Raw genomic sequence first — 14,140 nt, 5'->3', positions numbered from 1 at the left:
CCGACGCTGGGCCAGTAATTCAAATGGTTGCGCGGATAGCCGCTTGCCGTATCAAAGCCCACTGGCGCCGGCCGGAGGATTTTTGGCGTTGAAGATCTCGCCGCTCAGAGCCAGTCTCAAATCTTCGGCGCTGAGCTGACCACTTTCAAATAAATCCATCACCCTGCGGCCGAGCAGTTCTCTGCCTGGATCTCCATCAGCGAGGCCTAGTTCACGGCATCGGGCATCGAGTGCCTTGGTCAACATGGTCAGATCGGCAGGACAGGCAACCCCTTGAAGCGACATTGCATCTCTCCCGGAAAGGGCGAAAGCGCGTGGCATCTTCGAAGCGTCCGCTCGCCCTTACAACTGCGGACGACGGCAATTCAACTACAGCCAACCTTTTTCGAACTCAACATTCAAACGTACCAAAACGCCGCGCGCTCCAATGGGAGGATCCTGCTACAATACGGTATGGCCGTCCGAATAGCGGTTGTCCTCGCGCTTCTTTTCGCCTTCGCCTACGGTTTCGCAAAACTCGCGGAACATTATGGCAGCGTTGGCGACAGGCCCTCTCCGTGTGAAGAATTGCCCTATCCTGATTGTCCTGACCAAAAAGCTCCTCCCCGGGAAGAAACTGAGCCTTGAGCGCGCGCCTGTTCAGGCCAGGCCAGCCGTCGGGATTGAATTAGTTCTTTCCAACCGACGGTTGGTGGACGCATTGCAGCTGATGCGCCTAGGGTTCACTACGATCCGCGCGCACCGGGCATGCCCAACCCCCGAGTCACCCCTGCCTGATGCAAGGCGCCTGATCGAGTCCCGCCGTTCTGGCATGTGCGGCGGGACCTTTTCTTATTGAAGCTGGAATACGGGCTCACGATAAAGGTTGGCGTACGCAGCAAAGCTTACTAACCATTACCGCGCGGTTTCTCGGTGGGCTTCTGGCTAGACGCCAGCCTCCGTGCCTCGTGCACGAGTGATGCGTGATCGATTCTTCGATGAGATCACGCCTGCGTATGTCGCGCTGGCTGCAATGCGGCTATTGTCTGTACAGCCAGTTTGGGGGAAAACTGGCTAAGCCTTTGGATTTTAATGGTCGGAGTGGCCGGATTCGAACCGACGACCCCTTGACCCCCAGTCAAGTGCGCTACCGGGCTGCGCTACACTCCGGACCGGTCGCGATGTATCGTGATAGACCGGGTCCGGTCAACCGAATTCGGTTGCTGTCCTGCCTGAAGCAACCGCGACGGGGATTGCCGGTCGCTGCGCCGCCCGCAGCTGCCACTGGTGGCGGTATTCGAGCGCGATGGCACCCCAGATCAAGCCAAGCAGCAGGTAGACATGGCGCCAGTGGTCGATGTCGATGAAGGTGCCGAGCCCGATATTGCCGATGAAGGCGACGTAGGCGCATAGAAGATAAGGCTGCCACGGCCGGTCGCGCAGCAGAATGCGGAAGCCGGCGGCGATCGTCCAGCACGTCAGCGTCAGGAACGACACGAAGCCGAGCCAGCCGTAATCCATCAGCATCTTCAGCCAGATGTCGTGCGTGTCCTCGCCGAACATCTTGCCGAAGACGAGCGGGCCGATGCCGAACGGATGCTCCAGTGCCATCTGAAAGCCGATCGTATAGCGGGCGAAGCGGCCGAGCCGGGCGGTGTCGTAGCTTTGTTCGAGCTGTGCGCGGTTCGAGAACATCTCGGCGACGCCTGGCAGTTGCAGGATGACGATCATTGCGATGACCAGCAGTCCGACGGCGGCGATGGTCATGACGACGACGCGCAGCTTGAACTTGCCGCTGGCGCTCTGCAGGAACAAGGCACCGGTCAGCAGGATCGCCGAAACGGCGAACATGCCCCAGGCGCCGCGCGAAAAGGAAAAGAAGATGCCGGAGGTGATTATCAGCAACGGCACCGCCAATAGCGGCATGCGTGCGACCGAGCCGGTAAGCAGCAGGTAGAGCAGGTAGATGCCGGGCAGCACCAGGAACGGACCGAACACGTTCGGGTCCTGGAAGGCGCCGGCGGCACGGTCGTATTTGGTGAAGATCTCCGCTCCTGGAAAGGCATGGAAATAGCCGGCTATGCCGACCAACGAAGTCAGCACTGCCGACACCACATAGGCGACGAAGATCACCCGGTAGAGACTGGGCTGGACGGCCGTTACCGAAGCGAAAAAAACCGCGGTTAAGGCCAGGAACAGCGAGACGGCGAGATAGAGCGGCGTGCCGGCGAGGTCCGACATCTGCGTCATCGAGATCATACCGCCGATGTTCATGATAACCAGCAGCACCAGAAGTGGCACCGCCGCGCGCTGTATACGCATGCCGAACAAGGGCCACACCACGATCAGCCCGATCATGTAGAGATCGTACGGCGCGGGCTCGGCAATGACGAAACCGGACAGGAAAACGCCGAGGAAAACCGCCCCCGACGCAATCAGTGCAATCAGCTTGGCGTTGACCGCCGCCGCCGGCAGTTCATAGGCCGTCGCGCTCAATATGCGTTTTCCGTGTTGAGCAGTCGGATCGGCGTCAGGAACAGGATTTTGAGGTCGAACAGGAGCGACCAGTTCTCGATGTAATAGAGGTCGTATTCCGTCCGCATGCGAATCTTCTCGTTGGTGTCCATCTCGCCGCGCCAGCCATTGATCTGCGCCCAGCCGGTCACACCGGGTTTGACCTTGTGGCGGGCGAAATAGCCGTCGACCACTTCATTGTAGAGGAGGTTGTGCGACTGCGCGGCAATGGCGTGCGGGCGCGGCCCGACCAGCGACAGCGAACCGAACAGCGAATTGAAGAACTGCGGCAGTTCGTCGATCGAGGTCTTGCGGATGAAGCGGCCGACGCGGGTGACGCGCGGATCGTTCCTGGTCACGGTCTGTTTGGCCGTCGGGTCCGCCTTGTCGGTATACATCGAACGGAACTTGTAGACGTCGATGACCTCGTTGTTGAAGCCGTGCCGCTTCTGATGGAACAGCACCGGCCCCTTGCTGTCGAGTTTGATCGCGATTGCGGTCGCCAGCATCACCGGCGAGAACACGATGATGCCGATGATCGAAAAGACGATGTCGAAGGCGCGCTTGGCGACCGAATCCCAGTCGTTGATCGGCTTGTCGAAGATATCGAGCATCGGCACCGAGCCGATGTAGGAATAGGCGCGCGGCCTGAACTGCAGCGCGTTCGAATGCGCCGATAGCCGGATGTCGACCGGCAGCACCCACAGCTTCTTCAATAACTGCAGCACGCGCGATTCGGCGGTCAGCGGCAGCGATACGATCAGCATGTCGATGCGCGCGATGCGGGCAAATTCGATGAGTTCGGAAATTGTACCGAGCTTGGGATAACCGGCGACAACCGGCGGCGACCGCTTGTCGCCGCGGTCGTCGAAGATGCCGCAGATGCGGATGTCGTTGTAGGGCTGCCTTTCGACCGAGCGGATCAATACCTCCGCCGCCTTGCCGCCGCCGACGATGACGGCGCGGCGCTCCATCCGCCCGTCGCGCGCCCAGCGCCGGATCAGCTTCGACATCACCAGGCGGAGACCCAGGATCAACACGAAACCGACGACGAACCACGTGCCGAAGAGCAGGCGCGAATAGTCTTCCGACATTTTCATGGTGAAGGCGGTGAGCGCCATCAAGGCGAATGTTCCGGCCCAGACCAGCAGGAGACGGCCGAAATTGGCGATCGGCCGCATCAGCGCGACGATCTGGTAGCAGTCGGTGACGTCGAACAGAACGACCGCCAGGAACGAGGTGGCGGCGATCGTCAGTGAGTATTGCCAGGCAAGATAGTTGAAAAAGCCGACATAATAGAAATAGACGGCAAGACCTGACACCAACAGCAGCGCGAATTCCATCATGCGCAGGACGCCGCTCACCATGATCGGCGACATCGTATCGCGCCGGTATTGCGAGGCGACCTGGCGGGCAACATCGTTCATGCCGCCGGCCGTATTGTTCTCGGCAGGGGCGTCGAATTTGCGCACCGCGTCTAGAGAAAAACGGCGCGCTGGGTCGATTTCGTTCATGGGGCGTCCGCAGGTTTCCCTCAGGTGAATAGCAAAAGAGAGCTAAGAAACCCTTGAAACAACAGATGGCTTTGGAGACGCTTTCACCAGGAGCAGCCCGGTGGAAACCCGTTGCTCTATTTTTTGAGCGCGGCGAAATAAGCCTTTTCGATTTCGGCGGCCATTACATCGGCGCCGAAGCGTGCCTTGAGGTCGGCGAGGCCGGGCATCAGGCCTTTGTAGGTGTCGAGATCGGCCAATGCGGCGCTTATCTTGTCGCCAAGTTCGCGCGGGTCGGGCCGGATCAGGGCAGGCGAGCCGGTGTCGAAGATTTCCGGTATGCCGCCGACTGACGTCGCGATGATCGGCTTGCCGGCGGCGAGCGCTTCCAGAACGATATAGGGCATGGCTTCCGCGCGCGAGGGAACGACGACCAGTTCGGCCAGCGTGAAGGCGAGCCTGGCCGGCATCGGCGCCAGGAAGCCGACGTCCAGGCCGCGCTGATTCACCTGGGCGCGATAGCGCGGCAGGTCGTCGCCGTCGCCGACCATCAGCGCCTTCAATGGGCGGCCGAGCCGTGTCGCGGCTAGCCCCAGCGCATCGATGAAGATGTCCGGGCCTTTGAGGTCTCGCATCATGCCGATATAGAGGAGGTCAACCGCATTGTGCTCGGTCCGCACCGGCTCGAACTCCGCGGCGCGCAGGCCGTTGTGGACGAGAGCGTTCGGAATGGGCGGCTCGCCGACCTTCCTGCGATAAGTCCGTCGCTCATAATCGGAAACAAACAGCAGGCAATCGGTGAAGCGAGCCATGAAGCGCTCGAGCGCGAAGAACAGCTTCCCCATGGCGGTGGTCTCGTCATAGTGAAGCGAGCCGCCATGCGGCGAATAAAGGCGGGCTACGCGAGACCTGGATACCCGCAACAATGAGCCGAACAGACGGGCATAGGCGCCACCTTTGGCGCCATGCCCGTGCAGCACGTCCGGCCGCAATTCTTTTATGATCCTATAGGTGCGCCGGGCCGAGGCGAGATCGCCTGGCCCGACATGCCGCTGCATCGGGGTGCGGTGAATGCCGAGCGCCAGGCTGCCTTTCATCTGTTCGAACAGCCGTTCCTCGAAATCGCCGCCCGTCGTCGAATCGCAGACGATGCCGACGGCATGGCCGGCGGCGACCTGAGCCTCGGTCAGGTCGCGCACATGCCGGAAGATGCCTCCGACCGGTGAGCGAAAGCAGTGGACGATCCTGAGTGTGTCCGCCACTTTGTCAGCACATCAAAACAGGCGTTCGCGAACATAGACTGTATCGCCGGGCAGTAGCGGGTCGGAGGTCACCACGCGTCCGGTTATCACCTTGCCGTTGATGTCGCGGGTAATGTCGACGCTTTCCTGGTTGGCGCGTGGCGTGAACCCGCCGGCGATGGCGACGGCCTTCTGCACGGTCAGGCCCGGGACGTAGGAATACTGGCCCGCCGCGCTCACTTCACCCATGACGAAGATCGGCCGGTAGCGATCGATTTCGACCGAAACATCGGGATCCCGCAAATAACCCTGGCGCAGTTTCTCGGCGATCTCGCTTTCAAGTTGTTGGGCGGTGTGGCCGCGCGCCGGCACGTTGCCGACGAGCGGCAGCGAGAGATAGCCGGACTGGTCGACGCTGTAGGTATTGGTCAGTCCTTCCTGCTCGAACACGGTTACGCGGACGCGGTCGCCGGCGCCGAGGCGATAGGGCTGGTCGAGAACTTCATGGAATGCGGCCGGCGTCGGCCGGTAGCTGGAGCAGCCCGAAAGCATCGATACGGCAAGCAGCGCGCGGAAAAGGGGAGCAGTGCTTTTCATGAGCGGACACGTACCTTTGAATAGCCGGCGACTCTGCGGCAAACCTTAACGATCGAGCTCGGTTATCATCCTGTTAGGGTTAATGGCCGGTAAAGGCGCGCGGCCGATGCGGGCCGGATCGACAAATGCAGATGGTTTTCAGCCTCTTGTTTGCGGCTTGTTAATAGAGCCTGACACGTTCTTACCGCGATATTAACGGCTGAGTTACCATAGTTGTTTACGGTGCATGCTGACTCAGTACCGGAGCAGGGATGCATGTCCGTTCAATCCGCGGCCGCAGATGTCGACGTCGATCTCAGGCAGCTTTTCGCCAGCCTGGCGCGAAACTGGTTGCGCATCCTTGTCGTCTCACTGGTTGTAACCGGCCTGGCCTTTGCGCTCGCCTGGCTTGCAACGCCCGAATATAAGGCGGCAGCCAAGCTGGAGATCGGGCCTCGAGAATCGGAGTTCACGCGGCCGGCCGGGGCCAACGGCAACGAGCGGTCGATTCCCGACGAAGAGGCTGTGGCCACCGAGGTCCAGATCATCTCGTCCCCCGACATCCTCAAGCAGGTGGCGACGAAGCTCAACCTGGCGAAATTGCCCGAATTCGACGAGGCGCTGAAGATGTCGGCGCTGAGCCGCGCCCTTGTCCTTGTTGGCTTGAAAAGCGATCCGTTCGAGATTCCGCTGGAAGAGCGCGTGCTGGACGCAATGCATGAGAAGCTCAACGTCTATGGCGTTGAAAAAACCCGCGCGATCGCAATCGAGTTCTCGTCAGAGGATCCAAAGCTTGCCGCCGCGATCCCGAACGCCATTGCAAACGCCTATATCGCCTCCAAGGGCAATGCCAAGCTCGAATCGAATTCCGCCGCCACCGACTTTCTGGCGCCGGAAATCGCGGATCTGCAGAACCGGGTGAAGGAGGCGGAAGCCAAGGTTGCCGCATTCCGTGCGCAGTCCGATCTTTTGATGGGCGGCAACAATTCGGTGCTTGCCACCCAGCAGCTGTCCGAATTGTCGAGCGAACTGTCACGCGTGCGCGCCAATCGCGCTTCGGCGGAAGCGACCGCTGACAGCGTGCGCAGGGCGTTGCGCAATGGCGGCTCGCTGGATGCCGTTCCGGAGGTGTTGTCTTCCGAACTGATCCAGCGCCTGCGCGAGCGGCAAGTCGAGCTCAAGAACAACATCGCCGACCTTTCCACCACCTTGCTCGACAACCATCCGCGCATCCGCGCGCTGAAGTCGCAGCTCGCGGATCTCGACCGCCAGATCCGCAACGAAGCGGAAAAGATCATGAAAGGTCTGATGGCACAGGCCGAGACGGCGAAGGCGCGAGAGGCTCAACTCGTGGCAGACGTCAACACGCTGAAGGCGGCGTCCGCCCGCGCCGGCGAAGAGCAGGTGGAACTCGATGCGCTGCAGCGTGATGCCGCGACAAAGCGTCAGCAGCTCGATCTCTATTCATCCAGCTATCTCCAGGCGGCCGCACGCAAGGATCGCAACTATCTGCCCGTCGACGCTCGCGTATTTTCGGACGCCCAGGTGCCGGCCGAACCTTATTTCCCCAAGATTGGTCCGATTGTCAGTGCGGCCTTTGTCGGCTCGTTGCTCATCATGGCGATCGTCACGCTGATGCAGGAACTGTTTTCCGGCCGCGCCATGCGTCCGGCCGCCGGTGCCCATTTCGAGCGCATCGAGCAGGTTGCGATGCCGGCTGTCCAGGCCGAACGCGTGATGGCCGAGCCCGACCCGTCGGTTGGCCGGTCCGAACCGGCAGTCGTCGAGATCGATGAGGCCGACGACGACAATATCATTGAAAGCAAAGTGGAGCCGGAACCCGTCGCGGTGGCGGAAGCGGCTGCCGAGAAAATCGAACCGGAGTACTCTGAAATGGCCGCTGGAGACATTGAACCGGCACGTTCTATCCTCGGCGAGGTCGACATCGACAAGGCCGCGGAAAAACTGATCGCCACCGGTGCCGCCCGCGCCATATTCGTGTCGCCAGAAGGCGACGAGGCGGCCGCCTCGGCGGTGTTGGTGGCGCGCGCAGTCTCCGACGCCGGGCTACGCGTGCTGCTGCTTGATCTCACCGCTTCGGGTGCCGCCTCGCGGCCGATGCTGGACAGCGGGCTGTTTCCGGGCATCACCGATCTGCTCGCCTCGCAAGCGCAGTTCAGCGATGTGATCCACCCCGATCTCTATTCGGACTGCCACGTTATTCCCGTCGGCACAGCCGATCCGGTCCGCGCCATGCGCGCCGCCGACCGGCTGCCGATCATCATGCAGTCGCTGACCACCGCCTATGATTTGGTCGTGGTCGAATGCGGACCGGCCGACGCGCAAGGCATCGGCCGCCTGGTGGGCGAGGGGACCGAGGTCTTGCTCTCCATGCTTGAGCCGGACGACGAGGTGACACAGGCTGCGGTCGCGCTCATCGAGAGTGGCTATCCCGACCTGACGCTGGTCACGCCCATCGGCCATGTGGCGCCGGGCCCAATGCCGGGACGGCGCTCGGCCGCCTGAGGCAGTTTTCTCTCAAATCGAAATCAGCTGTCGTCTTCGCCTGCGGCCGGTGCTGTCCGCCCCACGGCTTTGCGGCGCAGTAGCTTGGTTAGCTTCCAGACCAATGGGCTGTGCTTGATGAATGCTTTCAGGCTTGCGCCGTGCCTGAGCGCAAGCGCCAGCGCACGACCTTTCAGCGTCAGCGGAACCAGCACCTCGAAATGCTGCGTTTCGACATCGCACCACAATCGCTTGTAGGGTTCGTCGCCGACCGAGAAATCATAGATTTCGAAACCCGCCTCGCAGGCTTCCTGGATGTTCTCGAAGAACAGGAAGTCGCCCGGGCTGGTGTGTGCGAGGTCGTCCTCGGCGATCGCCCCGAATTCGCAGATCAGCCGCTTGCCCGAGCGGCTCGATCCGGTGACTGCACGAAGTTTGCCGGCGACTTCCAGCCCATGCAGGACGAAGGACGGATCTTCCTCTTGAAGCGCGTCGGCAAACAGCGAGCGGAAAAAAGCGCGCACCTCCGCCTCACCGAAAACATTGGCGATGCCCATCTTGCGGAAGCGGAATTCCTTCATCTCGAAAAAGGCATCGAGCAGCATGTGCACCTCGTCCGCAGTCCTCGCCTCGATGCGACGATAGCTGCCGACGGCCTCGAACTTGCGCGCCTGCGAGCGATGCTTCTTGCGCCTGCGCTTGCCGCTCACGCGGGTGAGCAGTGCGTCAAATCCTCCCACAAGACCGGCGGCCAGCGACAGATTGGGGCTCGAAAAATGCGGCAAGGCGGAGAGCGGGTTGGCAACGCCGCCGAGATCGGGCAGCAGCCGCTCCAGCGCAACAAGATCGATGTCGCGCCGCGCCTTGGCAATCGCAGCCAGCATCGAGCGGATCGCCGCGCTATCGGCATTCGCCAGCCATTGCGGGTCGGCGGCGGCAAAATTGCCGTTTGCATGGCGGCCGCCCATGAACCTGGCGACGCGGAACGCTCCACTGCGAGTGACCTCCAGCGCCAGTGAGAAAACCGGCCTGTCCTCGGCGCGCAGCGTCGCAACGACAACGTCGGCGCCGGTATGTGCGGCCCAGTTCAGGATCCAGCCTGCGCTTTGCGCAGGGGCAAAAAGCGCGGAATGGCAGAATTCTGCGTACGCCGCCAACGCCGCACTACCGGCGACCGAGGTTGACAGGCCGGCTTTGCCGGCCGGCAAGGCACACGGCGACGCCTCGCTGCTTGCCAGCCGATTGCCGTCAAATGACGCGGTGGCGTCAACCATACCTCAATCCTTAGGGCGTATTCGTCGCGATTGGGGGTCCGCGCAGGCGCATTCCATGCTTGATGAGCTTAGGCGCAAAAGGTGAATGAATGATCGACGGGGGCGAGGCAATCCGCAAACTGGCGCTCAATCTCGCCCGCTATTCCGGTCTCGCTCCGCTGGCCAAGCCGTTTATCGGCGGTCTCGGCGCTATCCTGATGCTGCATCGGGTAACCGCGACACCGGAAAAGCCGAACGGCGTCAACCGCCACTTGAACATCGCGCCTGGGTTTCTCGACACCGTGATCGCCGACATGAAGGCGAACGGCTACAGTTTCGTCACGCTTGACGAGGCGATCGAGCGCATCAAGGCTGGCGACAAGTACGGCCAGTTTGCGACGATCACCGCCGACGACGCCTATCGAGACAACATGACCGAGGCGCTGCCGGTGCTGGAGAAACACGGCGCGCCGATCACCATCTACGTCGCGCCGGGACTGATCGACGGCGCCGCCGATTTGTGGTGGGACGTGGTCGAGGACATCGTCAATGCGCGCGATCGCCTGACGCTGACGACGCCGGATGGCCCGGTGACAATCGACTGCTCGAGTCCGGGAAAAAAGGTCCAGGCCAATGCGCGCCTGCACGCTCATCTGACGCTGAAGGTGCGCGAGCAGGACCAGCGTGCGGTGTTGCGGGATCTGGCGCGCTCGAACGGCATCGAATTGGGTGGTCCGCGCCCGAGCACGCTGATGAACTGGGACGAGATCCGCACCATGGCCGAGCACCCGCTGGTGACGATCGGCGCACATAGCGTCAATCACTGCAATCTGAAGCGGCTTTCCGAGAGCGATGCGCGACATGAGATCGGCGACGTCAAGCGCATATTGCAGGCCAAACTCGGCGAGGAGCCGCGCCATTTCGCCTATCCCTACGGTTATGCCAGTGCCGTCGGCCGCCGCGAAGTAGGCCTAGTCCGCGATGCCGGCTATGCCTCGGCGGTGACGACCCGCCACGGCATACTCCGCGCCGAGCATGCCGGCTTCCTGCACGCCCTGCCGCGCATTTCGGTCAATGGCCGCTATCAGAGCGTCGCCCACATCCGAACAATGTTGTCGGGCGTGACGACGCCGCTGGCCAATGCCGGCAAGACGGTGGTGACGATCTAACTGTTGCCTCGCCCCTTCGGCCGCGGCTCCAGGATCAGCCATTTGATGATGCCCATCGCCGGCAGCACCCACAAAAGCCCGCTGAGCAGGAAGAAGATGAAGTGCGCCAGCGGCCCGGACTGCGACAATTGGGCGACCGCCACGATCGAGGCGACCAGCGCATAGACTATGACCAGCACTACCAGCAGGAAGCTTCCGATCAGCTTTTTCAGGCGAATGGGCATGGCGCGATCTCGTTGATCGCTATCGCTTAGGCCGAACAGCCAATACGCGCAACCCGCCAGAAACGGCGCGACGGCGTGCCGCGCTGTCCGGTCTTGCAAGCCGGGTTGCGATGGTTCACCAATCCGCGACTTCAACTGCCGGGACAAATCCATGGCTGCTGCCATATCCGATGCCGCGCCTTTCGCCGCCCGCGATCGCGACCTTCGCAACCGCGCGCTGGTACGCGGTTGGCTCTATGTCGTGCTCCTGGTGCTGTTTGCGCTGGTACTGGTCGGCGGCGCTACAAGGCTCACCAATTCCGGCCTGTCGATCACCGAATGGCAGCCGATACACGGCGTCATCCCGCCGCTCAATGATGCCGAGTGGCAGGAGGAGTTCCTGCGCTACCAGCAGACCCCGCAATATGCCGAACTCAACAACGGCATGAGCATCGAGGCGTTCAAATCGATCTTCTGGTGGGAATGGGTGCACCGCATCCTGGCGCGTAGTGTCGGCGTGGTCTTCGCCCTGCCGCTGCTGTTCTTCTGGGCGACGCGCCGCATCGAGCGGGGCCTCGGCACGAAGTTGTCGGGCATCCTCCTTCTCGGCGCTCTGCAGGGCGCGATAGGCTGGTGGATGGTGGCGTCCGGGTTGGTTGACCGGGTTTCGGTCAGCCAATATCGGCTGGCGACGCATCTGACGCTGGCGGCGCTGATCTTCACGGCGACCATGGTGGTCGCGCGTGGGCTGGCGCCGCACTCGGAACCTGCCGCCGACCGCTCGACGCAACGTCTGGCCGGCTTCCTGGTGCTGCTGGCGCTGGTCCAGATCTATCTCGGCGGGCTGGTCGCAGGGCTAGACGCCGGCTTGAGCTACAACACCTGGCCGCTGATGGACGGCAAGCTGGTCCCCGGCGACCTGCTGCTGCTCGAGCCGGCATGGCGCAATTTCTTCGAAAACCCGAAGACGGTGCAATTCGTCCACCGGGTCGGCGCCTACACGATCTTCGCGGTCGCGCTCTGGCACATGATTGCGACACGCCGGCGCCTGCCGGGCACGACGCATGCCCGACGCGCGACGCTGCTGTTCCTGATTGTCGTGGTGCAGGCGTCGATCGGCATCGGCACGCTATTGATGCAGGTGCCTCTGCACATGGCCCTGACGCATCAGGCATTCGCGCTGTTTCTGCTCGGCTTCGCCGCCGCGCATTGGCGCGGCACCAAGGGCGCTTATCCGCTGCCTCATGAGATTGCTCTCAGAGGCTGAGCCGCACCCGCCGGATTGCCGCGGCAATCGCCAGCTCGCGGTTTTCGTCGACCGCATTGCGATCCTCATGATGCCATGCAGCCGACAGGCAGCCATAGGCGATGGCGTGATCCAGTATCGCGGGCGGCGACTGGCCGAGCGTTGCGGCAAAGACATGCGCCATATGCGCGATCCGCCGCGGATCGAGGCAAAGATCGTCCCGGTCAAGTGGGTTGTAGAACATGTTGGCGGCGTCGAAGCCGGGGTCGCCGAGAACGCCCTTCGGGTCGATCGCCAGCCAGCCACGCGGACCGTGCATGAATGTTGTCTTGATGCAGGTCGCCGTGCAGCGGCCGCACGTCGTGCGGATTGGACAGCAGCCGTTCCGCGATTTCGGCAGCTTCGACATACAGGCTCCTTTCGCCGGCGGCGCGATCGGCCTTCGCCTTTTTGAACAGGCTGAAAAACCGTGTCCGCAGCGGCTGAGGGTCCGGCGGGGCAGGGTGCGTCGAAGGCGAGAACAGCTTGGCCATCACCTCCGCCGCGATTGCGGTGGCGGCATTGTCGCCGTGTTCGTCAAGATGGTGTGACAGCATCCTGTCGCCAGCATGTTCGAGCAGCATGCGGTGGCCATCGCGGCCCAGCAGCCGCACCGCACCTTCGCCGCGTCGCCAGGCGAGGAAATGCTCGCCGCGCAACTCGTTTTCCACATCGTCGAAAGGCTTTAGACTCTAGCTAGATCGCCTGCGGGCTGAAATCGCTTGCGGCTACAGGCATCACGCCTCTCAGCAGAGCGATCGATTTCTCGAGCCCTTCCAGGCTGTTGAGCAGCACATCCTCGTGCTCGACAGAGAGCCAACCGTCGTAGCCGGCCATCTTCAGTCGGTAGCAGAACTGGTGCCACCACTCCTCGCCATGGCCGAAGCCGAGCGTGATGTACGACCAACTGCGGCCGGGAATGTCCATCAGCGAGCCGTTTTCAAGCAGCGAAGTGGTCGCTTGAACCGACGCATTAAGCATGGTGTCCTTGGCGTGGACGTGGAAGATCGCCTCGCCCAGCGCTTCGGCTGCAATCAGTGGATCCGCCCCCATCCAGAACAGATGCGAGGGATCGAGGTTGGCGCCGATCACCGGACCGATGGCCGCACGAAGCTTGAGGAGCGAAGGAACGTTGTAGACACACTGGCTGCCATGTAGTTCCAGTGCGATGCGTTCGACGCCGCTCTTCTTCGCCAGATCCGCGACCTCAGCCCAGAACGGCAGCAGCTTCTCGCCCCACTGATAGCGCAAGATCACCTGCGTTTCGGGCGGCCAGGAGGAGACCACCCAGTTCGGCATGAGGTCGCCTTCGCGTCCGGGCGGCAAGCCCGACATGGTGCAGACGGTCTTGATGCCCATTTCTCCGGCAATGCGGATCGTGTCCTTCAGGCACCCGGCCTGTTCCGGCTGGGTGGGATGCAGGGGATTGCCATTGGCGTTGAGGGCGATGATCTCAAGTCCCCTGTCGCCGAACGCCTTCAGGAAAGCCCGTCGCGCTTCCGGCTTCGCCTTCATCGACGCCAGGTCGAAGTGCGGCGCGGTCGACCAGCCGCCGGTGTTCACCTCGACACCCGAGACGCCGAGGCGCGCCGCGTTGTCGAGAACCGCTTCGAACGACATGCCTCCAAGACTGTCGGAAACAAAACCCAGCTTCATGATAGATCCTTTTTTTGACGCGATATGGCTTCTCTTTGAAAGAAGCGGCGAAGCTGCGCATGGCTTTCGAAGCCCAAGGCCAACGCAAAGCGGCTAATCGAGGTGCGGGAGACGCCGACGACAGTGGCCAGCTCGGCGCCGTTATCGATTGCCACCTCGGTCGGATTTTCCAGCGCGAACCGGGCTATGCGGATCGTCACCCTGGAAAAGCTGGAAGAATTGCGGGCTATCCATTGCTTCATCGCCGCCATGTCCTCTGGCGGCTG

12 protein-coding genes, 1 tRNA gene and 1 pseudogene are annotated in these 14,140 nt (G+C 62.1%); 3 read left to right on the top strand and 11 right to left on the bottom strand.

The genetic code is table 11. The annotated features are described in order from the left end of the window. Positions 1 to 51 precede the first annotated feature (51 nt). From NKI67_RS20500 to NKI67_RS20475, 6 genes are all read right to left on the bottom strand, one after another. Positions 52 to 285: a hypothetical protein gene (locus NKI67_RS20500; protein WP_352449320.1), complete on the bottom strand. Its 234-nt coding sequence runs from the start codon at positions 283 to 285 to the stop codon at positions 52 to 54. 787 nt (positions 286 to 1,072) lie between these two features. After that, positions 1,073 to 1,149 (bottom strand) — tRNA-Pro (locus tag NKI67_RS20495). 36 nt (positions 1,150 to 1,185) lie between these two features. Beyond that, positions 1,186 to 2,475, bottom strand: coding sequence for an O-antigen ligase family protein (locus NKI67_RS20490; RefSeq protein WP_352622813.1), 1,290 nt, complete (start codon positions 2,473 to 2,475; stop codon positions 1,186 to 1,188). Then, on the bottom strand, positions 2,472 to 4,007 hold the full coding sequence (locus NKI67_RS20485; protein WP_352646552.1) for an undecaprenyl-phosphate glucose phosphotransferase: 1,536 nt from the start codon (positions 4,005 to 4,007) through the stop codon (positions 2,472 to 2,474). Before NKI67_RS20485 ends, NKI67_RS20490 begins: the two co-directional genes overlap by 4 nt. A gap of 116 nt (positions 4,008 to 4,123) precedes the next feature. Then, positions 4,124 to 5,248, bottom strand: coding sequence for a glycosyltransferase family 4 protein (locus tag NKI67_RS20480; protein ID WP_352622811.1), 1,125 nt, complete (start codon positions 5,246 to 5,248; stop codon positions 4,124 to 4,126). Positions 5,249 to 5,260: 12 nt separating this feature from the next. Then, the gene (locus NKI67_RS20475) at positions 5,261 to 5,824 is read right to left on the bottom strand and encodes a polysaccharide biosynthesis/export family protein (RefSeq protein ID WP_352491882.1); all 564 of its coding nucleotides are present in this window, start codon (positions 5,822 to 5,824) and stop codon (positions 5,261 to 5,263) included. 255 nt (positions 5,825 to 6,079) lie between these two features. Here NKI67_RS20475 and NKI67_RS20470 point away from each other — a divergent pair, with 255 nt between their 5' ends. After that, positions 6,080 to 8,329 (top strand): GumC family protein, encoded by a 2,250-nt coding sequence (locus tag NKI67_RS20470; RefSeq protein WP_352646550.1) that lies wholly within the window; start codon positions 6,080 to 6,082, stop codon positions 8,327 to 8,329. A gap of 23 nt (positions 8,330 to 8,352) precedes the next feature. Here the strand turns inward: NKI67_RS20470 and NKI67_RS20465 are convergent, their stop codons facing one another. Continuing rightward, positions 8,353 to 9,582 (bottom strand): GNAT family N-acetyltransferase, encoded by a 1,230-nt coding sequence (locus NKI67_RS20465; RefSeq protein ID WP_352646548.1) that lies wholly within the window; start codon positions 9,580 to 9,582, stop codon positions 8,353 to 8,355. An 89-nt stretch (positions 9,583 to 9,671) separates the two neighbouring features. Here NKI67_RS20465 and NKI67_RS20460 point away from each other — a divergent pair, with 89 nt between their 5' ends. Then, positions 9,672 to 10,730, top strand: coding sequence for a polysaccharide deacetylase family protein (locus NKI67_RS20460; protein ID WP_023674628.1), 1,059 nt, complete (start codon positions 9,672 to 9,674; stop codon positions 10,728 to 10,730). Here NKI67_RS20460 and NKI67_RS20455 read toward each other — a convergent pair. After that, positions 10,727 to 10,954: a DUF2842 domain-containing protein gene (locus NKI67_RS20455; RefSeq protein WP_023674629.1), complete on the bottom strand. Its 228-nt coding sequence runs from the start codon at positions 10,952 to 10,954 to the stop codon at positions 10,727 to 10,729. The genes NKI67_RS20460 and NKI67_RS20455 overlap by 4 nt on opposite strands. Before the next feature lie 151 nt (positions 10,955 to 11,105). Between NKI67_RS20455 and NKI67_RS20450 the strand changes: the two genes are divergently transcribed. After that, the gene (locus NKI67_RS20450) at positions 11,106 to 12,200 is read left to right on the top strand and encodes a COX15/CtaA family protein (protein ID WP_023674630.1); all 1,095 of its coding nucleotides are present in this window, start codon (positions 11,106 to 11,108) and stop codon (positions 12,198 to 12,200) included. Here the strand turns inward: NKI67_RS20450 and NKI67_RS20445 are convergent. From NKI67_RS20445 to NKI67_RS20435, 3 genes and pseudogenes are all read right to left on the bottom strand, one after another. Beyond that, positions 12,190 to 12,910, bottom strand: a pseudogene (locus NKI67_RS20445) (aminoglycoside phosphotransferase family protein); the annotation flags it as partial. The gene NKI67_RS20450 and the pseudogene NKI67_RS20445 overlap by 11 nt on opposite strands. A 4-nt stretch (positions 12,911 to 12,914) precedes the next feature. Beyond that, positions 12,915 to 13,874 carry a sugar phosphate isomerase/epimerase family protein gene (locus NKI67_RS20440; RefSeq protein WP_023674632.1) on the bottom strand — a complete coding sequence of 320 codons (960 nt, stop codon included), beginning with the start codon at positions 13,872 to 13,874 and terminating at the stop codon, positions 12,915 to 12,917. Further along, positions 13,871 to 14,125 carry a MurR/RpiR family transcriptional regulator gene (locus NKI67_RS20435; protein WP_023674633.1) on the bottom strand — a complete coding sequence of 85 codons (255 nt, stop codon included), beginning with the start codon at positions 14,123 to 14,125 and terminating at the stop codon, positions 13,871 to 13,873. Before NKI67_RS20435 ends, NKI67_RS20440 begins: the two co-directional genes overlap by 4 nt. Positions 14,126 to 14,140 lie beyond the last annotated feature (15 nt).

The organism is Mesorhizobium sp. M0408, assembly GCF_040321495.1.
Taxonomy (GTDB): domain Bacteria; phylum Pseudomonadota; class Alphaproteobacteria; order Rhizobiales; family Rhizobiaceae; genus Mesorhizobium.
Note: the sequence above shows the minus strand (reverse complement) of the source record. Positions and strands in the feature narration are given on the sequence as shown.

What these genes read in the sequence shown, in the direction of transcription:
- NKI67_RS20475 (WP_352491882.1), bottom strand. Translation starts at nt 5,824, where the DNA reads ATGAAAAGCACTGCTCCCCTTTTCCGCGCGCTGCTTGCCGTATCGATG.
- NKI67_RS20485 (WP_352646552.1), bottom strand. Translation starts at nt 4,007, where the DNA reads ATGAACGAAATCGACCCAGCGCGCCGTTTTTCTCTAGACGCGGTGCGC.
- NKI67_RS20460 (WP_023674628.1), top strand. Translation starts at nt 9,672, where the DNA reads ATGATCGACGGGGGCGAGGCAATCCGCAAACTGGCGCTCAATCTCGCC.
- NKI67_RS20450 (WP_023674630.1), top strand. Translation starts at nt 11,106, where the DNA reads ATGGCTGCTGCCATATCCGATGCCGCGCCTTTCGCCGCCCGCGATCGC.
- NKI67_RS20440 (WP_023674632.1), bottom strand. Translation starts at nt 13,874, where the DNA reads ATGAAGCTGGGTTTTGTTTCCGACAGTCTTGGAGGCATGTCGTTCGAA.
- NKI67_RS20465 (WP_352646548.1), bottom strand. Translation starts at nt 9,582, where the DNA reads ATGGTTGACGCCACCGCGTCATTTGACGGCAATCGGCTGGCAAGCAGC.
- NKI67_RS20500 (WP_352449320.1), bottom strand. Translation starts at nt 285, where the DNA reads ATGTCGCTTCAAGGGGTTGCCTGTCCTGCCGATCTGACCATGTTGACC.
- NKI67_RS20435 (WP_023674633.1), bottom strand. Translation starts at nt 14,125, where the DNA reads ATGGCGGCGATGAAGCAATGGATAGCCCGCAATTCTTCCAGCTTTTCC.
- NKI67_RS20470 (WP_352646550.1), top strand. Translation starts at nt 6,080, where the DNA reads ATGTCCGTTCAATCCGCGGCCGCAGATGTCGACGTCGATCTCAGGCAG.
- NKI67_RS20455 (WP_023674629.1), bottom strand. Translation starts at nt 10,954, where the DNA reads ATGCCCATTCGCCTGAAAAAGCTGATCGGAAGCTTCCTGCTGGTAGTG.